Genomic DNA, 21,045 nt, shown 5'->3' on the forward strand with positions numbered 1-21,045 from the left:
ATGATTATCCCATTGCCTGATACCACGACCCGCAAGATCTCCAAGAAGCTCGTTGAAGCGCAGGAGCACTACACGCTAACCACTGGCCGCGTGCTCACGCTCATTGTTGCCGCTAACGAGGGAGACGATATCGAGGGCATCCTAGCCTCCGTTCGCGACGCTTCGCACGAGCACCCCTCCCGCGTGCTCGTCGTCATCGCCGGCTCCGGCGACAAGGAAACCCACCTCGATGCCGAGCTGCGCGTCGGCGGTGAGGCTGGCGCCTCGGAGATCGTCGTCATGCACCTGCACGGCGACCTAGCTGAGCAGTCCGAGTCCGTGGTTATCCCGCTGCTGCTTCCGGATACGCCACTGGTTGCATGGTGGCCCACCAAGTGCCCAGCAAATCCAGCGCAGAGCCCAATCGGCAAGCTGGCGCAGCGCCGGATCACCAACGTGGCCTACGGGGATGGGGCGAGCCATGAGGAACTCATGCAGCTCTCCCGCGGCTATACCCCGGGTGACTCGGATATGTCTTGGGCAGCCATTACCCTGTGGCGCGGCATCGTGGCATCGGCGCTTGACCGCCACCCACATGAGCCGGTCGAGTCCGTGGAAGTCTGCGGAGCCGCAGAAAGCCCGGCCGCTGACTTTGCTGCGGGCTGGCTTGTCGACGCCCTGGGTGTTCCGGTAACCCGGAAGACCACGACCGCCCCGGAGCCGGGGGCGTTTCCTATCCACTCCCTGCGCTTTAAACGCGTATCCTCACACGTAACAGTCGACGTCGTCGACGCTAGCACCGTCCGCGTACGGGTTCCGGGTTCCCCGGATTCCCTGGTCTCGTTGAGCGTGCGTTCGCAGGCAGAAATCCTCTCTGAGGACCTGCGCCACCTCGACTCTGACAAGACATATGCGCACTCGCTTCGCGCACTGTCACGCGTGGGCTACAGTTAGTCGTACACCTTTATTTTTTATAACCCTTTTAAGGATCAAACACACATGGTCACTCTTCACCGCGTGAGCGATGTAGACGAACTCATATCCTCTGCCGCCCGCAAATTCATCGACGTAGTCACGTCGGTCCAGGCCCCGGGCGGCGGCCTTCACAACGACGGCGTGGCGCGCGTCGTTCTCACCGGCGGTGGTGCCGGCATTGGAACCCTGCGCGAGCTGGCTCGCCTCGATGCCGCTGCGAAGCAGCAGAGTGAGGATTACCCAGCCTTGGCCATCGATTGGACCCGCGTGCACGTTTTCTTTGGCGATGAGCGCAATGTTCCAGTCTCCGATCCTGATTCCAACGAGGGCCAGGCCCGTGCGGCACTCCTGCACGCAGCGGGCGTTCCGGAAGAACACATTCACGGTCTCGACTTGGGCGCAATCGCCATGGAACATGCGGCGAAGGCCTATGCGGGCGAGATTTCGGAGTTCGCACCTAACGGCTTCGACCTACATCTGCTCGGCATGGGCGGCGAGGGCCACATCAACTCCATGTTCCCGCATTCTGCGGCAGTAATGGAACAAGAAGACCTCGTTGTAGCAGTCCCCGACTCTCCCAAGCCACCAGCAGAGCGAGTCACGCTGACGCTGCCTGCGGTTAACCGCTCCGAGCGTGTGTGGTTCTTGGTCTCCGGTGAGGAAAAGGCTGAGGCGGCCTCCCACATCGTGGCTGGCTCCCCCGCCATCGAATGGCCTGCAGCCGGTGCGCATGGCACTAGCGAAACCATTCTTTTCCTAAGCGACGACGCCGCGACGGTAATCGAAGAATAAGCAACGAAGAATAAGCAGAAAAGTAAAAGGCCGCGCTTCCTTAAAAGTAAAGGAAGCGCGGCCTTTCTTTAAGCCTGCTTAGGCTTTAAACGGCGTATGCCTGGATCAGATTGAGTGCTACGATGCAGGCCAACCAGATAATGACCATCACGATGGTGTAGCGGTCCAAGTTCTTCTCCACGACGGTGGAGCCAGAAAGGTTGGACTGGACGCCGCCGCCGAAGAGGCTGGAAAGTCCGCCGCCCTTGCCCTTGTGCAGCAGCACGAAGATGGACATGAGGATCGCGGCAATCACCAAGATGATTTCCAGTGCCAAGATCATAGGATCGTTCCTCTCAGAATTTATTAATTAACTCCGGACTACTCTACACCACGACGCGGGCCGAAGAATACTTCGACCCACATGCGTAGCGCTGGTTATCCGGTACCTATTTCTTGACTCGGTGCTTAGACAACGGTGGATGCGTTCGCAGCGAGCTTGGCAAATTCGTCGCCTACCAAGGAAGCGCCGCCAACTAGCCCGCCATCGACGTCGGGCTTGCCCACGATCTCAGCGACGGAGTCAACCTTGACGGAACCGCCGTAGAGAATACGAATGCCTTCTGCCACCTCTTCGCCCGCAAGTCCGCACACGAGAGCACGGATTGCAGCGCAAACCTCCTGGGCGTCGTCAGCGGAGGCAACCTTGCCGGTGCCGATGGCCCAGACAGGCTCATAGGCAACGACGGTTTTAGACAAGTCCTCAGCGGACAGGCCTGCGAGGGAATTGCGGGTCTGGTTGACCACGTAGTCAACGTGGGTGCCGGACTCGCGAACGTCGAGCGGCTCGCCGACGCAGACGATCGGGCTCAAGCCGTGCTTGAGTGCTGCAGCAGCCTTTTCCGATACGAGCTCGTCAGTCTCGCCGTGGTACTCGCGGCGCTCAGAGTGGCCAACTACGGCCCACTTGCAGCCCAAGGATGCGAGCATCTTGCCTGAGACCTCACCGGTGTAGGCGCCAGAATCGTGCTTGGAGATGTCCTGTGCGCCGTAGGTCAGAAGCAGCTTGTCGCCCTCGGAGAGGGTCTGCATGGTGCGCAGGTCAGTAAACGGCACCATGAAGGCGACGTCGACCTTGTCGTAGTAGTCCTTCGGCAGGGAGAAGTCGAACTTCTGGATGGAGGCGATTGCTTCCTTGTGGTCCAGGTTCATCTTCCAGTTACCGGCAATCAGTGGTTTACGTGCCATGGAAAATTTTCCTTTCGGGGTTTTGTGCGTAGGCCTGTGTAACTGCGGCGCTTATGCCTGCAGAACGGATACGCCCGGCAGTTCCTTACCCTCGAGGAACTCGAGGGATGCGCCGCCGCCGGTGGAGATGTGGGAAAAGCCCTCTTCATTCAGGCCAAGCAGGCGAACCGAAGCGGCGGAGTCGCCACCGCCGACGACGGTGAAGGAGCCGTTGTTTTCGGTGGCAGAGATGATGGACTTAGCAACGCCTTCGGTGCCCTTGGAGAATGCCTCCATCTCGAATACGCCCATCGGACCATTCCAGAATACGGTCTTAGAGGATGCAATAACCTCGTCGAATGCCTTAACGGACTCAGGTCCAATGTCTAGGGACATCCAGCCCTCTGGGATGCCGTCGAGGGCGACAACCTTGTTTTCCGCATCAGCGTTGAACTCGGTAGCGGCGATGAGATCTACTGGCAGAACGAGCTTGTCACCGAAGCGCTCGAGCAGGTCCTTGCAGTTGTCGATCTGGTCTTCCTGCAGCAGAGAGTTCTGAACGTTGTAGCCCTGTGCCGCGAGCAGGGTGTAGCACATGCCTCCACCGATGATGACCTTGTCAGCCTTATCTGCCAGCGCTTCGATGACGCCGAGCTTGTCAGAGACCTTCGCGCCGCCGAGGACAACCACGTATGGGTGCTCTGGCTTTTCAGCGACAGCTGCGAGCGTCTCGACTTCCTTCTGCACGAGTTTGCCTGCAAACGCCGGCAGGCGCTTAGCGACGTCGTATACGGAAGCCTGCGCGCGGTGGACAACGCCAAAACCGTCGGAGACGAAGGCGCCGTTATCCGCAGCCAAGGCAGCGAGCTCATCAGCGAAAGCGCCGCGCTCAGCCTCATCCTTGGAGGTCTCGCGAGCATCAAAACGCACGTTCTCGATCAGCATGACGTCACCGTCGTTAAGACCATTTGCGCGCTCGTGTGCGTCCTCACCGGTTACGTCGCCAGCAAGCGCTACGTATTGACCCAGTGCCTCAGAAAGAGCCTCTGCTACCGGCGCCAGGGAGTACTTCTCGTTTACCTCGCCCTTTGGACGGCCCAAGTGTGCGGAAAGGATGACCTTGGCGCCACCTTCAACGAGTGCCTTGATGGTTGGCAGGGATGCGGTGATACGTCCGGAGTCAGTAATGTTGCCTTCCTCGTCGAGCGGCACATTGAAGTCGGATCGTACGAGGACGTGGCGGGAGCCCACACCCTCTGCGATGAGGTCATCAAGGGTCTTGAAAGCCATTGGATTCTCCTTCATTGAAATCTTTGAAAAACGTTCTACACAAGACTACCGGCCCACGCATGACCCTTGGGCGGGAAATTACGTGAGCCGGTAGAACATCTAAGCCAAGCCTCTAGTTAGGACTTGCAAGCGCCGAGCTTAAAGCTTGGAAGCGACCAAGGAGGTGGTGCGCACGAGCTGGTTGGTGTAGCCCCACTCGTTGTCGTACCAGCCAAGGACCTTGACGAGGTTGCCGTTGGAGACCTTGGTCATGCCGGCGTCGAAGATGCAACCGTGTGGGTCGGTGATGATGTCGGTGGAAACGATTGGGTCTTCGGTGTATGCGAGGGTCTCGCCGAACTCGCCAACAGCGGCTTCCTTGATTGCAGCGTTAATTTCCTCAACGGTGACGTCGCGGGAAGCGGTGAAAGTCAGGTCGGTTGCGGAACCGGTGATGGTCGGAACGCGCATTGCGTAGCCGTCCAGCTTGCCTTCGAGCTCCGGAAGAACCAGTGCAACTGCCTTTGCAGCGCCGGTGGAGGTCGGAACCATGTTGACCGCTGCAGCGCGTGCACGGCGTGGGTCCTTGTGTGGTGCATCCTGGATGCGCTGGTCACCGGTGTAGGAGTGAACGGTGGTCATCAGGCCCTTTTCGATGCCAAACTTGTCGTTAAGGACCTTTGCCATCGGTGCCAGGCAGTTGGTTGTGCAGGAAGCTGCGGAAATAACGTTGTGCTTTGCAGCGTCGTATTCGTCGGAGTTGACGCCGTAGACGAAGGTGCCGTCAACGTTCTTGCCCGGTGCAGAAATAATGACCTTCTTAGCGCCAGCCTCGATGTGAGCCTTTGCTGCCTCACCATCGGTAAAGAAGCCGGTGGACTCGATAACGATGTCAACGTTGTGCTCGGACCAGTTCAAGTTCTTTGGATCGCGCTCAGCAGAAACTGCGATGCGGTGGCCGTTGACGGTGATGGACTCGTCATCATGGGTGATCTCGCCGTCGAGGCGGCCGAGAACGGAATCGTACTTGAGAAGATTTGCCAGGCTGCCGTTGTCGGTGAGGTCGTTGACTGCAACTACCTCGAGGTCGGAGTCGCCCTGGGCAACTGCACGGAAGAAGTTGCGGCCGATGCGGCCAAACCCATTGATGCCTACGCGGATGGTCACTGTTTTTCTCCTCTATAAATCGAGTAAAAGTTATGTGGGCTCCGAGGCATCTCCTATAGTTCGTCTTTGGTGCGAAGAACCTCGGTGAGTTTTCCCAACACGGCCGATACTACCGAGCAAACACCAAGCATGCAGCGGCAAAAGGGCCGCCCCGAGGCTTTCTAGAACCAGGTAATGACGTAAGGCAAAAACAGGCGTACAATCTTTCGCCCACATGCCTAATCCGCACTGAAAATCCCCTGCACTACTCCCGAGTTTGTCTGTATATGTTGGTTTATGTTGCCTGGGGTGGGATATATCACTCCCCCAGCTCAGCGCGGATTAGCAGCCATATCCAGCAGGTACCAGACACAGCAATGCTCGGTGTTAAGTATTCGCCTACTCCCGAATGTGCCTGTTTTGCCCGAACAAAACCGCCCCGTCCGATCGGACAAGGCGGCTGGCGGCTAAGGCTTTGATCGAAGCCTTAAAATCAGAAACTTTTTGAGCTAGAAAGTCTACGACTCGTCAAAAAGGTCCTCTGTGATCGATTCGTTGGTGTCCGGGATATCGAGCTCCTCGGCGCGCTTATCTGCCATGGAAAGCAAGCGCCGGATACGTCCGGCAACAGCATCCTTAGTCATTGGAGGATCAGCCAGGCGACCCAGTTCCTCCAAGGAGGCCTCGCGGTGCTGGACGCGCAGGCGACCCGCATCTGCGAGGTGCTCGGGCACGTCGTCGCCCAAAATTTCCATCGCGCGCTCGACGCGGGCGGCCGCGGTTACCGCAGCACGCGCAGAACGGCGCAGGTTAGCGTCATCGAAGTTATCAAGGCGCTTCGAGGTATCGTGCGCCTCGCGCTTGACGCGCTTCTTCTCCCATGTCAAGCGGGTTTCCTGAGCGCCCATGCGGGTCAACAACGCGCCAATAGCATCGCCATCGCGCACAACGACGCGATCGGCGCCACGGGTTTCCTTGGTTTTTGCAGAGATTCCTAGGCGGCGTGCACAGCCCACCAAAGCCAGCGCGGCTTCTTGGCAAGGGCACAGCACCTCGAGGGTGGACGATCGGCCCGGCTCGGTCAGCGTTCCTTGGGCAAGGAATGCGCCCCTCCATGCGGCCTCGTTGTCAGCGATAGAGCCCGAGATTACCTGCGGCGGCAGCCCCACCACCGGATGGCCCGAACGAGTGACCAACCCTAGGCGACGCGTTAGCTCCTTTGCACCGGAGGAAACGCGCAGCTGAACGCGAGACTTCTTCTGCGAACCGGCCGGCCCCACAACATGCGAGGTAGCCTTGACACTGTAGAGGTCATCGAGGGCTTCGATGAGCCGCTCGGCAATGCGCAGATTGTCCACTTCGATTTCGTAGGCCATCTGGTCCCCGCTCACGGTCAGCTCGCCGGCAAAGCGCAACATAGCGGAAATTTCCGCGGCACGAGCGGACTGGCGTGGAACGGAGACTGCTGTGAGTTCATCCTTGACCTGTTCGGTCAATGAAGCAGACAAAGTCCTTGCCCCTTTCTCAATGATTCTTGCTGCACAGACCAAGGATCATCCATCCAGGCCTGCGCAGTCACGGTATGCCTTATACAGACATAGAGAAACACTAGTCTAGCCTGCACGATAATTCCTTGGCCGCACCAGGCTAGTTTTGCTCGAGCAATCCCTTCAGCGCAGCAGAAAGTTTGTGTGGATCATGCTTGTTTAAACGCACTCCGTTTTCATCACGCAGGCTAACGTCAGCGAATACCGCTTGGGCGCCCAGTACGTTGGCGGCGCGCTGCAGATAGCTGCGCTCACTCTCACTCGGGATAGCGTTGGAATCCACCAAGACTCGGTCGATGCGCAGTTCCGGCGCATGCTGCGCCAACACGTGGAGATGCCGCTCCGCAGAAAAGCCCTGAGTCTCGCCCGGCTCTGCGGAAAGGTTCAGCACAACCACGCGCATCGCGGAAGAGTTCTTCACAGTGTTCACGATTTCCGGCACCAGCACGTGCGGTAGCACCGAGCTAAACCAAGATCCGGGGCCGATGGTGATGAGGTCGGCATCGGAAAGCGCGGCCAAAGCATTCGGATTGGCCTGTGGATGCGCCGGCAGGATGCGTACGCGACGTACCTGACCCGGCGTGGAAGCCACCGCCACTTGGCCGCGTACGGCCCGCATGATGCGGGGATCGTCGTCAAGCCCGGCGACCTCCGCCTCGATGTCCAGCGGCTGATTGACCACCGGCAGCACGCGGCCGCGGGAATTGGTCAGCTGGGCCACCTTATCCAGGGCCGCCTGATAGTCGCCGAGAACCTCAGTCAGGCCAGCAATAAGCAAATTACCCACGGCGTGCCCTGCCATCGCACCGTTGCCCCGGAAACGATGTTGCAACGTCTCTGCCCACATTTGGCCAGTTTCCGTGTCATCGGAAAGCGCGGCCAGCGCCATGCGCAGATCACCGGGTGGAATGATGTCCAGCTCACGGCGCAGACGCCCTGAAGAGCCACCGTCATCGGCGACGGTAACTATGGCTGAGATCCGCTCCACGCCCGTCATCTGGGCAGCAAGAAGGGTTTGATAAAGACCATGGCCGCCACCGAGGCAAGCCATGTGGGTTTGTCGAGTCATTGGTGGATTTATAAGCTTTCCGGGTCAATTGTGCAAGGAAATAGAAAAACTAGCCGCGTTGAATATCGCGGTGCAGAGCGTTTACCTCGAGGTCTCCGCGCTGACGCAGGCGCCGGGTCAATTCCTCGGCAACGGCAACGGAACGGTGGTGGCCGCCCGTACAGCCGACGCCAACTGTGATGAAGCTCTTGCCCTCGTGACGATAGCCCTTGAGCATGGTGCCGAACATATCCAGAAAGTGCTCAATGAACTTCTCGGCAGCAGGATGGGCCAAGACATAATCCGAGACCGGCTCATCGGTGCCACGGTAACCGCGCAGCTCCGGAACCCAATAAGGATTGGGCAAGAATCGCACGTCAAGCACAAGGTCTACATCGCGAGGCGAACCATTTTTGAAGCCAAAGGACTCGACGGTGACGTGCTGGACGTCTTTGCGCATATCACCGAAGGCGGCCTCCATCGCCCGCCGCAGATCATGGATGGAGAGATTGGTGGTATCGATGATGATGTCAGCACGCTCGCGGGAATGCGCGATGGCTTTTCGCTCCCTCTGAATGCCCGCCTTCAACGTGTCGCCGCCCTGTAGGGGGTGGGTACGGCGCACGGAATCGAAACGACGAATCAAAACGTCATCGCGTGCATCGAGAAACAGTACCGTTGGCTTCATGCCGAGTTCGCTAACCTCATCGATGGTCTCCAGCAGCGAACCTGGAAACATGCGGGAACGCACGTCAGTTACCGCTGCGACCTTCTTAACCTTGGTCTCCTCCATCGCGCACAGCTTGAGAAGATCAACGATGGCCTTCGGCGGGATGTTGTGGGCGACGTAGTAGCCTTTGTCCTCCAAGACTTTGGCTGCGGAAGTCAAGCCACCACCCGACATACCGGTGATGAAGATGGGCGGGGATTCTAAGTGCGTCATGCAGCCTATCTTAACCCGCGAAGACTTATAGAACACTGAATTTCTTTAACCATGCAGATGTTCATAGACCACACCGGCAAGTTTCGGGCCAAAGCCCTTTACCGCTGCGATCTCCTCCGCCGAAGCTTCCTTGAGCTTTTTCACCGAGCCAAAGTGCTTGACCAAATCGGTGCGGCGCTGCGGCCCCAAGCCCGGCACCGAATCCAGTACCGAAGAACGCATGCGCTTGGAACGCTGCTGGCGGTGATAAGTAATAGCAAAGCGGTGTGCCTCGTCGCGGATCTGCTGTAGCAAGTACAGCGCCTGCGAGTTACGCGGGAGAATAACCGGTTCATCATCACCCGGGACCCAGATTTCCTCCAAGCGCTTTGCAAGGCCAACGAGGGTCACGTCCACGATACCGAGCTCATCAAATACCTCTTGCGCTGCCGCAACCTGCGGAGCGCCACCGTCCACGATGAATAGCTGCGGCGGGTAGGCAAAACGACGTCCCGCTTCTGCGGATTCTTCCTGCACATTCTCGTCGTCGAAGGTGGACTCCTCGACTTCCTCGTCTGGGTTGGCGAGCTTGTCCTCGTTGTGGCGCTTGAAACGGCGGCGAGTTACCTCGGCGATGGAGCCGACGTCATCAGAGCGACCCTCACCAGCCGCCTCCTTGATGCGGTAACGCCTGTAATCAGCCTTGCGTGGCAGACCGTCCTCAAAGACCACGAGGGAAGCAACCACATCGGTGCCTTGAATATGGGAGATATCGGTGCACTCGATGCGCAGCGGCGCCTGGTCCATCCCCAAGGCTTCCTGGATGTCCTGCAGGGCCGCCGAACGCGCGGTGAGATCACCGACGCGCTTGAGCTTGTGCTGGCGCAGCTGCTCCTTAGCGTTGCGCTCGACGGTCTCCATCAGGGAGTGCTTATCGCCGCGCTGCGGTACTCGCATATTCACCTGCGCCCCACGCAGATCCTCGAGCAGGGAGATGACTTCAGCCGACTCGTACGGCATGGCCTGCACCAAGATCTCCCGCGGAATCACGTTGCCGCGGCGGGTTTCCGTATGCGATTCCTGGTCCACACCGCGCCTGCTAAGAGCAGCGTCTTCCTCCATCTCTTGCTGCTCGCGGTCTGCCGCATCCGAATAGAACTGGATCAGGAAGTTTTGCATCAACGCCGGCAAAGCCGGATCGCTTTCGCCTTCTTCCCACGGCCCCGTCGGGGCTTGGTCGCCTGAGCGCTCTACGACCCAGCCGCGCTGGCCACGGATGCGGCCGTCACGCACATGGAAGATCTGCACAGCGGCCTCCAGCTCATCAGAGCTAAAGGCAATGAGATCCGCATCAGTTCCGTCATTGAACACGACGGCCTGCTGCTCCATAATTTTGTTGATTGCGCCTAAGTCATCGCGCAGGCGCGCAGCAAGCTCAAACTCGAGGTTTTCCGCGGCTTGCTCCATGCGCTGGGTTAGTTCACGGGTCACGGCGGAGGTATTGCCGTTCATAAAGGAAACCAGCGAATTTACGGTCTCCCTATGATCTGCCTTCGATACCGCACCGGTACACGGTGCCGAACATTTGCCGATATATCCCAATAGACACGGACGGCCCAAGCGCTCGTGCCGGTTGTAGACACCCTTGGAACAGGTGCGCATGGGGAACACGCGCGTGAGCAGGTCCAAGGTTTCGCGCACCGCCCAAGCATGGGAATACGGACCAAAATAACGCACGCCCTTCCGCCGCGGGCCACGGTAAAAGAAGGCGCGTGGGACGATCTCTCCTACCGATACCGCAAGCATCGGATAGGTCTTATCGTCGCGGTACATGACATTAAACCGCGGGTCGAAGCGCTTAATCCAAGTATATTCCAGCTGCAGCGCTTCCACCTCGCTGGCAACTACGGTCCATTCCACAGACGCAGCGGTAAGCACCATCTGGCGCGTGCGCGGATGCAACTGCGTGATGTCCTGGAAATAGTTAGACAAACGTGCGCGCAGGTTCTTGGCCTTGCCTACATAAATTACCCGGCGGTTTTCATCGCGAAACTTATAAACGCCAGGCTCTGTTGGAATAGTGCCTGGCGCTGGTCGGTAGGTAGCGGGATCTGCCACTTTTTAATCCTGCGGCATGTACTTAACTTCAAGGTCGCGGAAAGCGCGAACCTTCGGAATAACGGCGGCCTTATCGCCAGCCTGCAGTGCCCAGACCGGCACATACTCGAAGTCGGGCAACTCGATGCGCGCCATCCGCTCGCCCTCTGGGAAGGATAGTCCGTAGACGACCTGCCAAGGATAAAAACGGGTACCTACGATGTTACGCACCTCGACGCCGTCTTCATTCGCACGCAAGCGCGGGCGCGTCAGGGCCAGCCAAGACAGAACCGAGATAAGCAGGCCCACGCCGGGGAAAGCGAACTTATCGATAGTGGTGACGGCAGCACCGGTGAAGGAGATATCCAAGGTAAGGCCCATGAAAATATGGATAGCCATGACGAGGATGACCCAGCCGATGGCCACCTTGCGCAAAAATTGCGACTTAGCCTCATAAATCCACGGCTTCGTCGAAGTCTGCGCGAACGGATCCGCACTGGTGTAGGCCAGAACCTCGGCGTCGGTAAGCTGCGTGCGTGTCGACGTCTCGCGGGCCCCAGATTCTTGTGCGTCAGTCATTAGTTCCTTCTTCGTGGTTTACAGGCTGGCCTAGCCTGCCAGCCCATCTAGTGTACGCAATTTCAATACCGTGTCTAAAGCGGCCACCATCGACTCCGCGCCCTTGTCTTCATCTGAGGTGGCAAAGCCTGCGCGATCGACTGCCTGAGAATACTCGTTCACGGTGAGCACGCCGTTGCCCACCGGAGTGGACTCGTCTAGAGCGATGCGGGTTAGGCCCTGCGTTACGGAGTCACACACGTAATCGAAGTGCGGGGTGCCGCCCTTTACCACGCAGCCCAGCGCAACCACGGCATCGTGGGTCCGGGCCGCCGCCTGCACCACGACGGGAAGTTCGAGTGCCCCAACCACGCGAGTCTCGGTCACCTGCGCGCCACATGCACGAGCAGTCTCTACAGCGCGCTTGTGCAGCTGGTCGCAGATTTCGGCGTTCCACGTCGCGGTTACGACAGCCACGCGGATCCCCTCAGCGGGGACCAATTCAATTTCAGGCAAGCCTTCTTTAGCCATCGGAAACCTTTCTTAGTGCTTAGTTGCGGTGGTCTTCATCATTCGCGTCGTGGCCACCACCTGCTGGATGCTGCATATCCCAGTGTTCAACCTGCGGCAGGTCATGGCCCATGCGGTCACGCTTGGTGCGCAGGTAGGTGATGTTGTCCTCGTTTGCTTCCACAGCAAGCGTAGTGTGCTGAGAAGCATCGACACCAAAGCCGGCCAAACCCTCACCCTTGTGCGGATTATTAGTCATGAGGACAACGGAAGCAATGCCAAGGTCCCGCAGAATCTGACCCGCCACGGAATACTCGCGCGCGTCTTCGGGCAGGCCCTGCTCGAGATTGGCATCGACGGTGTCAAGGCCTTTGTCTTGCAAACGATAGGCTTTCAGCTTGTTCACCAAGCCAATGCCGCGGCCTTCTTGGCCACGCAGATAAATCACCACGCCACGTCCGGCTTCCTGAACCGCCTTGAGCGAAGCGTTGAGCTGAGGGCCACAATCACAGCGACGGGATCCAAACACGTCACCCGTGAGGCACTCAGAGTGCACGCGCACCAGCACGTCTTCCGCGCCGCGAAGCTCCTCGACGTCGCCTGCAACCAGCGCGATGTGCTCGTTGCCGTCGATGTCATGGGTGTATCCCAGCACATTGAACAGGCCGTGATCGGTGGGCAGGCGCGATGCCACCGAGCGGCGAATCTGGGTTTCCTTGTGGCGGCGCCAATCAATGAGCTGCTCGATGGAGATCATGGTCAGCCCATGGGTATCGGCAAAGCGTCGCAGTTCCGGCGAACGCGCCATATCGGTGGGGTCTTCCTCGGAGACGATCTCGCACAAAACGCCGGCCGGCCGCAGCCCCGCCAAGCGCGCGAGATCTACCGCAGCTTCCGTGTGTCCATCACGCTCCAGAACGCCGCTTGGGCGTGCGCTCAAAGGAACCACGTGACCCGGACGGGTGAAGTCAGAGACCGTGGTGGTCGGATCAGCCAAGCGCCGGATGGTCTCTGCTCGGGAGCCCGCGGAGATTCCCGTGGTGCCGGTCGCTGCATCTACTGTCACCGTGTAAGCGGTGGCGCGCACGTCCTCGTTAAGCGCCATCATCGGCGGCAGGTTCAGTCGCGCGCAATCTTCTGGCAACAGCGGCGCACAAATATAGCCGGAGGTGTAGCGGACCATGAAGGCCACGAGTTCTGGGGTTGCCAGCTCCGCGGCGAAAATGAGGTCGCCTTCGTTTTCTCGGTCTTCGTTGTCAACCACAACCACCGCTTTGCCGGCCGCAATATCAGCAATGGCCTGTTCAACAGTGTCGAGTTTGACGGAAGATTCTGCTGCGGTCATAAGGATTTACTTTAGCCCCTGTGGTTTGCGTCCTGCGCGTTAGGCCCGTACATCTTCTCAACGTACTTGGCCAACACATCTACTTCTAGGTTTACGGCAGCGCCGACCCCCATCGTGCCGAAGATTGTGTCGCGCAGGGTGGTTGGAATCAGCGACACCTCAAACCAGTCCGCTCCGATCGCGCTTACGGTCAACGAGGTGCCGCTAACTGCGATTGAGCCCTTCTCGACGACGTATCGTGCAAGGTCGTGGGGAAGGCTAAAGCGCAACACTTCCCAATTCTGCGAAGGGGTACGCGATAAAAGTTCTGCGGTGCCGTCCACGTGGCCTTGCATGATGTGTCCGCCCAAACGCGTGGTGGGCAAAAGCGCCCGCTCCACGTTGACGACGGAGCCCTCGCGCAACTGCCCCAGCGCCGAGCGTCGCAACGACTCGGCCATGACGTCGGCGACGAAAGCATCGCCATCCAGCGCTGCCACCGTAAGACAGACTCCGTTGACCGCAATCGAGTCACCGAGCGCGGCGTCGCTAAGCACATGAGGCGCTCTAATCCCCAGCCGAATCGCATCGCCCTGCTCCTCAACGGAGCAGACGGTGGCTAGTTCCTCTACGAGTCCTGTAAACAAGCAAACTCCTTCTATTTATGATTTGTTGACTCTGTGTGTCTAACTCTGTGCGTCTAACTCGGCGAATTGAGCACGTACTCAATTAAGACATCATCACCCAAGACCTTGGTGGCACTGCGGCGGAAACGCTTAGCGTCGCTCAAGGTCTGGGCCACCGGATGCGCCAATACGCCACGGCCTTCGCCCAAAAGAACCGGGGCAATATAAGCCTGCACTGCATCGACGTAGCCTGCGTTGAGAAAAGAGCTAGCAAGACCTGCCCCGCCTTCCACCAAAATATCGCGTGCGCCATCCGCATAGAGCTCGCACAAGGCTTGGTCGATGTCCTCAAACTGCAGGTAGCCGAGCTCGCGCAAGTTGCTGGCCGCCGCGCCCGCGTCCTCCAAGTTGCGGCGACCAATCACCACGCGGCGCGGCTGCTGCTCAAAAAGGCTGCCGTCTGGGCGGCGGGCGGTAAGCGACGGGTTATCGGCCAAAGCCGTGCCCGTGCCGATCAAGATAGCGTCGCGTTGTGAGCGGTCAACGTGCACCCAGGCGCGGGCATGCTCGCCAGTAATCCACTGGCTGGTGCCGTCTACTGCGGCGGTGAACCCGTCGAGGGTCTGCGCAAATTTGAGGGTGACGTGTGGCCTGCCCATTTCGATGGCACGCAACCACGGCAAGAGCGCGTCGGGAACATCCTTGTCAACGGGTGCCGCAACCTGTGCAACTTCAATCCCAGCTGCTTGCAGGGTGCTCGCTCCCCCGGCTGCTTCCTGGTTTGGATCGCCATGCAGGAAAAAGACCCGCGAAACCCCAGCATCAATAAGCGCCTGCGCGCACGGACCGGTGCGCCCGGTGTGGTTACACGGTTCAAGGGTGACCACCGCAGTGCCATTGCGCGCAGCCTCCCCAGCTTCGTTGAGAGCCATTACTTCCGCGTGCGCACCTCCTGCCGGCTGGGTGGCACCAGTACCAACCAATTCGCCCTGAGCATCTAAAATGACGGCACCCACAGGCGGATTGGGGCTAGTGGTACCGCGGACAGACTGGCCAGCCTCCATTGCACGCAGCAGGGCCGCTTCTAAATCAAGCTTCATGAAAATTCTTTCAGGCTTTTGCGAGCTTCGATTCAAAGCTCTATTCACGGTCTTCTACAGGGTGGCCAGCTCGCGCAATTCCGCGACTGCGCCAGCTTTATCCTCCTGCTTATAAATTGCAGAGCCGGCAACGAAAGCATGGCAGCCAGCCATTGCTGATTCACGGATGGTCTCCGCCGAAATGCCACCGTCGATCTCAATGAGAGTTGCAAGCCCTTCATCATCAATAACTGCACGCAAAGCACGCACCTTATCCAGCATCTCCGGCATAAACTTCTGGCCGCCAAAGCCCGGCTCCACGGACATCACGAGCACCAAATCAAAGCTAGCGAGCTTGTCCAACCACGGCTCGATTGCGGTATCCGGCTTGACCGAGATACCTGCGCGCACGCCCAGCCCCCGAATCTTTTCCGCCAAGGCGAGGCTGGCCGCCACATCCGCAACAGCTTCCGCGTGGAAAATGATGCAATCGGCGCCGGCTGCAGCATAGGTCTCCACCCATTTTTCTGGCTCCTCAATCATCAAATGCACATCAAGCACCTGGTCCGTGACTGCGTCAACGGTCTTGGTGACGTCTGGGCCAAAGGAAAGGTTGGGGACGAAGTGACCATCCATGATGTCGACGTGGATCCAATCAGCGTTGGATACGGCGCGCACTTCTTCGCCCAAGCAGGAGAAGTCAGCGGCGAGGATGGATGGGGAAATAATCGGAGCGGACATGCCCCATAGTCTAGACCTAACCTGCGACGCCTCGCCGCGAAACCGGCTCGGCGCCTAGTTCGTGCGCCGCAAAGCTGCGAAGAACATCGCATCCGTGCCATGACGGTGCGGCCACATCTGGACCGACTTGTGGCGGCCCACATCCCCCATGTCTGGAATTAGCGTATGCGCGTCGAGTTCCTCTGCGCCCAGCTCGGCCACGGCGCGGTCCACAATATCGCGCGTTTCCCTAAGGTCTGGCGAACAGGTGGAATAAACCACCACGCCGCCAGGACGGACGAGCCGCAGCGCGGATTCGAGCAGCTCAAATTGCAGCTCATTGAGGTCAGCAATGTCGCTTTCAGCCTTCCGCCAACGAGCCTCCGGACGGCGGCGCAAAGCACCCAGGCCGGAGCACGGGGCGTCGACCAGCACGCGATCGAAGCCCGGCTCCAGGCCAGGTTCGCGGCCATCCCCCACGTGCACGCGCACCGGGAGATCCGCCACGGTCTTTTTGATGAGCTCCGCACGGTGCGGTGAGACCTCGACTGCATCAACGGTGGCCTGCTCAATACGCGCCAGCGCACCCATCAGCGCCGCCTTACCGCCAGGGCCGGCGCACAGATCCAGCCAGCGTCCGGAATCCTCCCCTTCCAGCGGCGCCTCCGCAACGGCGCGGGCGATAAGCTGCGAACCCTCGTCCTGCACTGCGGCAAGTCCTTGCTTGACCGGCTCCAGATCGCCTGGATCACCGGCAGACATGTACACCGCATAAGGCGAGTACTTGCCCTCCTCGTTGCCGGTCATAAGGGCCAGCTCCTCCGCACTGATCTCACCAGGACGTGCCACCAAGTGCACGATCGGGCGCTGCGAATCCCCCTCCAAGGCGGCCTCCAGCTCGCCCAAGCCGACGACGCGGGCGAAGGATTCCGCAATCCAGGTCGGGTGCGCATGCTTGAAGGCAAGCGCTGCTACCTCACCACTCGGCGCGAGCTTGTCCAGCCACTTCTCGGAAGGCGTGCGCGTTACCGTACGCATAATGCCATTGGCAAAGCCCTTCGCCTTCTCGAAGCCGGCGGCCTCCACCAAGCGCACGGTGGTATCAACCGCAGCGTGAGCCTCAACGCGGGTGAAAAGCACCTGATAGGTACCCAGACGCAATGCGTCGAGCACCTCTGGTGCGATGGCATCGAGCCCACGGGAAGAGCACTTTTCGATGACGGCATCGAGCACGCCCTCACTGCGTAACGCCCCGTAGGTCAGCTCGGTGCAGAAAGCTGCGTCCCGGGCCTCCAACTTGTGTACGCGCAGCGCCTTCGGCAGGGTGAGATTCGCAAAAGCATCATCACTGTGCACGCGGCGCAGTACCTCGTAGGCAACCGCGCGCGGGACATCGATGCCCGCGCGGCGCGCTGCTTTCACGAAGGAAGGGTTCTCCTTCCTGCCGCACGCATTGTTGCGCACCGGCCGCCTATTACCTTTATTAGGTTTGCCAGACTGACCGCGCCCCTTATTCTGGGACGTTTCCTTAGGCTTGTCTCCAGACTTGGAACGAGAACGGAATCCGCCGCTCATGAAAACCTCACTTCTTTAGCGCCGCCAAGACCGCGTGCCCAGTCTGCAGCGTTCATCATCTTCTTTCCTGGGGGTTGCAGGCGATCAAGCTTGACAATCCCCTCGCCCGTTCCAACGTATACGGCCTTCTTCGTGATGTGCGCCTGACCTGGTTCGAGCGCGACGTCGGCAAGCGCCGCGCCAGACTCAGCTTCCTCGACAAGGCTTAGCGGAGAAAGCTTCACGCGCTGAGAATCCAGCAGCGTCCAAGCGCCTGGCCCCGGAGTATGCGCGCGGATGTGGCGATCCACCACGGTAGCCGGTGCCGTCCAGTCCACTTGCGCGTCCTCCACCGCAATCTTGGAGGCGTACGTGGCCTCGCCCTCCTGCGGGCGCGGTGTGATGCTGCCGGCTGCCAAACCGTCCATTGTCTCAACCAGCAGATCTGCCCCCTTAAAAGCCAGGCGGGTCAGCAAGTCATCGGCAGTGTCGGTCTCCGAGATATCTGACTCCACGACTCCGAGAATCTCACCGGTATCGAGGCCTTCATCGATGCGGAAGGTGGTAGCGCCCGTGCGCTCATCGCCTGCCGCAATCGCTGCCTGGACCGGCGCCGCCCCTCGCCATGCCGGGAGCAAAGAAAAGTGCAGGTTTACCCAACCGTGCTCGGGTACATCCAGCAGGTCCGGTGTAATCAGATTGCCATACGCCACCACCGGAATCGCAGCCGGTTCGAGCTCATGCAGGCGCTCACGCAGCGCCTTTCCATCCTCGGTATCCGGCTTCAGCGAGGTAGGAGTTAACACCTCTATGCCGTGCTTTTGCGCCAGCTCTTTCACCGGGCTCGGATGCAGACTGCGCCCACGCCCCTTGCGAGCATCCGGCCGGGTAAGTACGGCGACGACTTCGTGTTCAGAGGCAATCAGCTTTTCCAGTGCCACGACCGCGGGTTCCGGCGTTCCAGCGAAGATGATTCTCATGCTGTGGCGTCTCCTTTATAAGTATGCTTTGAAAAATACTAGGTAGTTTTTTAAGAATTAAACCAGTCAGAATTGCGGATTACCTGCATGGCCTGCTTGCGCTTTTCCTTAGTCAACCGGTCCAGGAACAACACGCCATCGAGATGATCGGTCTCGTGTTGGATACAGCGCGCCATGAGCCCGGAGGCGACCATAGAAATGGCGTTACCACGGATATCGCGGCCGCTTAAAACCACGGTTTCGTAACGCTCCGTATTTTCAGAAATCCCAGGGATGGAAAGACAGCCCTCAGGGCCATCCTGCTTCGCCTGTCCGATGGGCTCCCACACGGGATTGATGATTGCGCCACGCAAACCCGTTTGCACGTGCGAGCAATCGTAGACAAAGATGCGCTTGGTCAAGCCAATCTGATTCGCCGCAAGTCCTACTCCGCCTGCCTCGTCCATAGTCTCCAGCATGTCAGCCGCTAGCGCTGCAAGTGAAGCATCGAATTTCTCAATCTCCACCGCACGGGAGGTGAGAACTGGGTCGCCGTACATGCGGATTGCTCTTAGTGCCATTTAATAGGAGCCTTCCTCGCCTCATCCACGTTGATTCTTCTTTTATTTGCTGCCCTCGACAATAGTGGAACAATCCCCCGGCACCGCCTAACGGGGTATGGAAGGACTAGCCGATGTGGATGGGATCGACTTGGATGCGCAAAGGAAGCTCGTCCTTGCGCGCGCTGCGGGCGGCATTGGCCTTACGCAAGGCGTTGCCCAATTGGGCACGCGGGCCCAACGGGGTCCTAATCAGTACGCGTTGCGGCGGCCCAAATCGCTGCTCGTCATATTCGCCGGGCAGGCTCAGCCCCGGTGGCAACGGTACGGGTCCCAAAACCTCCACGTTTTCCGGTAGCTCCGCAATAGACATGAAGTGATCCAGGCTGGCATCGGCACCATCGACCGCAGCCATGTGCACTGCTGGCGGGAAACGCACTTCCCGACGCCCCGCCAGCTCACGGCGTGCGGCACCAACCATGTCCCAATTCAGCAAGGACTGAATGACCGGCAGTTCACCGTCAGCGGCGATGACCACTTCACCGCCCTTGTTGTGCGAACAGACCAAGGTAGCTGCAGACGCCCACTTAGAGAGAGCTTCCTCCGTGGCGCGCAGATCCTGGCGGTTGAGCAGCGTGCCTGCATCCAACAGCAAAGCTGCGCCGTAGTGCCCGCCGTGGGCGACGGCCGGTTCTGCGCCCGGCGTTGCGATGACCAGTGCCGCCTCATCTGCGACCTCGTCTACGACCTTGTTGCCGCCCGAGACAACGATGCGGGTACTCGGAAACGCCCGTCCCAACTCTTCCGCCGTGCGCTCAGAGCCCAGTACGATAGCCCGCAGCCGCGGCGAGCCGCATTCGACACAGCGGAATTTCGACTCGATGCGGCCACACCACCGACACGTGGGCAAGGAGGCATGGTGCGTATCTCCCCCGCGTCTATCGGCGGCAAGGCCCAAGGGGCCGTTACAGTGGCGGCAGCGCGCGGGGGCTCGGCAATTGCCGCAAGCCAGAATTGGTGCGTAGCCCTTCCGCGGGACCTGCACGAGCACCGGCTGCGCACGGTCCAGCGCACGCTTCGCAGCTTGGAAGGCAGGCCCTGTAACCGAGGTGGTTCCGCCCTGCAGATCGCGCGCAACCTGCAGGCCAAACGCCCCTACCGCAGTCATTGCAGGACGCCGTGTTTCCAACGTGGATTCACTAGCGAGCAGGTCATGCGCCCACCCAGATTCGACCAGCAGCTGTGTCTCTGCGCTGCGGGCATGCCCCGCCAGAATCAGACTGCAGCCTTCCTTAGCTGAGCGCGTGGTCAGCACCTCGCGGGTGTGGACATAGGGTTTTAGGTTATCTACGAGGTTGTCGTTGCCATCATCAAAAATGAACGCCAGGCGTAGGTTCTGTACCGGCGCAAAGGCCGCCGAGCGGGTACCCAACACAATGCGCGCCTGCCCCACCAAAGCGGAAAGATATCGGCGGTAGCGTGCCTGCGGACCCGTGGCATTGCCCAAGACGGTGATCTGCTTGGCTGCGACCACTTTTCGCAAAGCCTTTTCCAGCTTGTCGACGCCGCGTTGGTCCGGCACCACGAGCAAGACTCCGCCGCCGTCGAGTGCCACTTTTGCGGCCAATGTCGCGACGGCACTCGCCCAGTCATCGCCCGGCGCAATCTGCCATGCGGCGCGGGCCAGCCCACCGGCCAATACCGAGTCCACAAAGGACTCACCATGCTGATATGCCGACCACCCCGAAAGAACTGGTTCTTGTGCCTCGCCCATCTCCTCCCACGGGGTGGCGAGATCGGATTCTTCTGCCTTGGCATGCCGCGGCGGAATCGCGGAGCGAATAATGTCTGAGCGCACCGCCCCATAGCGGGCCGCGAGCGACTCGATGAGTTCGGCAAGCTCAGCTGAGTAGACCGCATAAGGCGAAATCACGCGGTCCAGATAGCGCAGCTGGCCGTCGAACTCGCTGTCATTGCGGCGCTCCAAAACGATGGCGTCTGTCAGCCGCCCATTGAAGCGGATGCGCACGCGCACGCCGGGCTTAGCAGCAGCCGACTGCGATTCGTCGACGCGATAATCGAAGCCGCGGTCTAGGTGGGCGACGCCCAATAAAGGCAACACCCGCGCGACCGGTTTATGGGCGGCGGGTGTTCTAGCTGGCATAGGCTCTGAT

20 protein-coding genes are annotated in these 21,045 nt (G+C 59.6%); 2 read left to right on the forward strand and 18 right to left on the reverse strand.

The features are described from left to right. Both WM42_RS00675 and pgl read left to right on the forward strand, forming a co-directional pair. Window positions 1–933, forward strand: a complete 933-nt coding sequence (locus tag WM42_RS00675; RefSeq protein WP_062035107.1) for a glucose-6-phosphate dehydrogenase assembly protein OpcA — start codon at window positions 1–3, stop codon at window positions 931–933. 45 nt (window positions 934–978) lie between these two features. Then, the gene (gene pgl, locus WM42_RS00680) at window positions 979–1,746 is read left to right on the forward strand and encodes a 6-phosphogluconolactonase (RefSeq protein ID WP_062035109.1); all 768 of its coding nucleotides are present in this window, start codon (window positions 979–981) and stop codon (window positions 1,744–1,746) included. A gap of 85 nt (window positions 1,747–1,831) precedes the next feature. Here the strand turns inward: pgl and secG are convergent, their stop codons facing one another. The 18 genes from secG to WM42_RS00770 form a co-directional block, all read right to left on the reverse strand. Then, window positions 1,832–2,068, reverse strand: a complete 237-nt coding sequence (gene secG, locus WM42_RS00685; RefSeq protein ID WP_061922327.1) for a preprotein translocase subunit SecG — start codon at window positions 2,066–2,068, stop codon at window positions 1,832–1,834. Between the two features lie 125 nt (window positions 2,069–2,193). After that, complete coding sequence (tpiA, locus tag WM42_RS00690) at window positions 2,194–2,973, reverse strand: triose-phosphate isomerase (RefSeq protein ID WP_062035111.1); 780 nt, start codon at window positions 2,971–2,973, stop codon at window positions 2,194–2,196. Between the two features lie 51 nt (window positions 2,974–3,024). After that, window positions 3,025–4,242: a phosphoglycerate kinase gene (locus tag WM42_RS00695; RefSeq protein WP_062035113.1), complete on the reverse strand. Its 1,218-nt coding sequence runs from the start codon at window positions 4,240–4,242 to the stop codon at window positions 3,025–3,027. Window positions 4,243–4,380: 138 nt separating this feature from the next. Beyond that, a complete protein-coding gene (gene gap / locus WM42_RS00700) occupies window positions 4,381–5,388 on the reverse strand; it encodes a type I glyceraldehyde-3-phosphate dehydrogenase (protein WP_062035115.1) in 1,008 nt (335 codons plus the stop codon). A 497-nt stretch (window positions 5,389–5,885) separates the two neighbouring features. Then, entirely contained in the window at window positions 5,886–6,875 is a 990-nt protein-coding gene (gene whiA, locus WM42_RS00705) for a DNA-binding protein WhiA (protein ID WP_062035117.1), read from the reverse strand. A gap of 139 nt (window positions 6,876–7,014) precedes the next feature. After that, complete coding sequence (locus tag WM42_RS00710; RefSeq protein ID WP_062035118.1) at window positions 7,015–7,983, reverse strand: gluconeogenesis factor YvcK family protein; 969 nt, start codon at window positions 7,981–7,983, stop codon at window positions 7,015–7,017. A gap of 49 nt (window positions 7,984–8,032) precedes the next feature. Beyond that, a complete protein-coding gene (gene rapZ / locus WM42_RS00715; protein ID WP_062035120.1) occupies window positions 8,033–8,905 on the reverse strand; it encodes an RNase adapter RapZ in 873 nt (290 codons plus the stop codon). 45 nt (window positions 8,906–8,950) lie between these two features. Continuing rightward, a complete protein-coding gene (uvrC, locus tag WM42_RS00720) occupies window positions 8,951–11,002 on the reverse strand; it encodes an excinuclease ABC subunit UvrC (RefSeq protein WP_062035122.1) in 2,052 nt (683 codons plus the stop codon). A 3-nt stretch (window positions 11,003–11,005) separates the two neighbouring features. Next, window positions 11,006–11,560, reverse strand: coding sequence for a PH domain-containing protein (locus WM42_RS00725; RefSeq protein ID WP_062035124.1), 555 nt, complete (start codon window positions 11,558–11,560; stop codon window positions 11,006–11,008). Window positions 11,561–11,590: 30 nt separating this feature from the next. Then, entirely contained in the window at window positions 11,591–12,070 is a 480-nt protein-coding gene (ribH, locus tag WM42_RS00730) for a 6,7-dimethyl-8-ribityllumazine synthase (RefSeq protein WP_061922304.1), read from the reverse strand. Window positions 12,071–12,089: 19 nt separating this feature from the next. Next, window positions 12,090–13,394, reverse strand: coding sequence for a bifunctional 3,4-dihydroxy-2-butanone-4-phosphate synthase/GTP cyclohydrolase II (locus WM42_RS00735; protein ID WP_062035126.1), 1,305 nt, complete (start codon window positions 13,392–13,394; stop codon window positions 12,090–12,092). A gap of 11 nt (window positions 13,395–13,405) precedes the next feature. Then, window positions 13,406–14,020 carry a riboflavin synthase gene (locus tag WM42_RS00740; RefSeq protein ID WP_061922298.1) on the reverse strand — a complete coding sequence of 205 codons (615 nt, stop codon included), beginning with the start codon at window positions 14,018–14,020 and terminating at the stop codon, window positions 13,406–13,408. Window positions 14,021–14,073: 53 nt separating this feature from the next. Next, window positions 14,074–15,099, reverse strand: coding sequence for a bifunctional diaminohydroxyphosphoribosylaminopyrimidine deaminase/5-amino-6-(5-phosphoribosylamino)uracil reductase RibD (gene ribD, locus WM42_RS00745; RefSeq protein ID WP_061922295.1), 1,026 nt, complete (start codon window positions 15,097–15,099; stop codon window positions 14,074–14,076). 54 nt (window positions 15,100–15,153) lie between these two features. After that, window positions 15,154–15,819, reverse strand: a complete 666-nt coding sequence (gene rpe, locus WM42_RS00750) for a ribulose-phosphate 3-epimerase (protein ID WP_062035128.1) — start codon at window positions 15,817–15,819, stop codon at window positions 15,154–15,156. 54 nt (window positions 15,820–15,873) lie between these two features. Further along, window positions 15,874–17,373: an RsmB/NOP family class I SAM-dependent RNA methyltransferase gene (locus WM42_RS00755; protein ID WP_062035130.1), complete on the reverse strand. Its 1,500-nt coding sequence runs from the start codon at window positions 17,371–17,373 to the stop codon at window positions 15,874–15,876. Then, on the reverse strand, window positions 17,370–18,332 hold the full coding sequence (fmt, locus tag WM42_RS00760) for a methionyl-tRNA formyltransferase (protein ID WP_061922287.1): 963 nt from the start codon (window positions 18,330–18,332) through the stop codon (window positions 17,370–17,372). The genes WM42_RS00755 and fmt overlap by 4 nt, the downstream gene beginning before the upstream one ends. A gap of 50 nt (window positions 18,333–18,382) precedes the next feature. Then, window positions 18,383–18,892, reverse strand: a complete 510-nt coding sequence (def, locus tag WM42_RS00765; protein ID WP_061922284.1) for a peptide deformylase — start codon at window positions 18,890–18,892, stop codon at window positions 18,383–18,385. Between the two features lie 106 nt (window positions 18,893–18,998). Beyond that, window positions 18,999–21,035 (reverse strand): primosomal protein N', encoded by a 2,037-nt coding sequence (locus WM42_RS00770; RefSeq protein WP_062035132.1) that lies wholly within the window; start codon window positions 21,033–21,035, stop codon window positions 18,999–19,001. Window positions 21,036–21,045 lie beyond the last annotated feature (10 nt).

The organism is Corynebacterium simulans (assembly GCF_001586215.1).
Taxonomy (GTDB): Bacteria; Actinomycetota; Actinomycetes; order Mycobacteriales; family Mycobacteriaceae; genus Corynebacterium; species Corynebacterium simulans.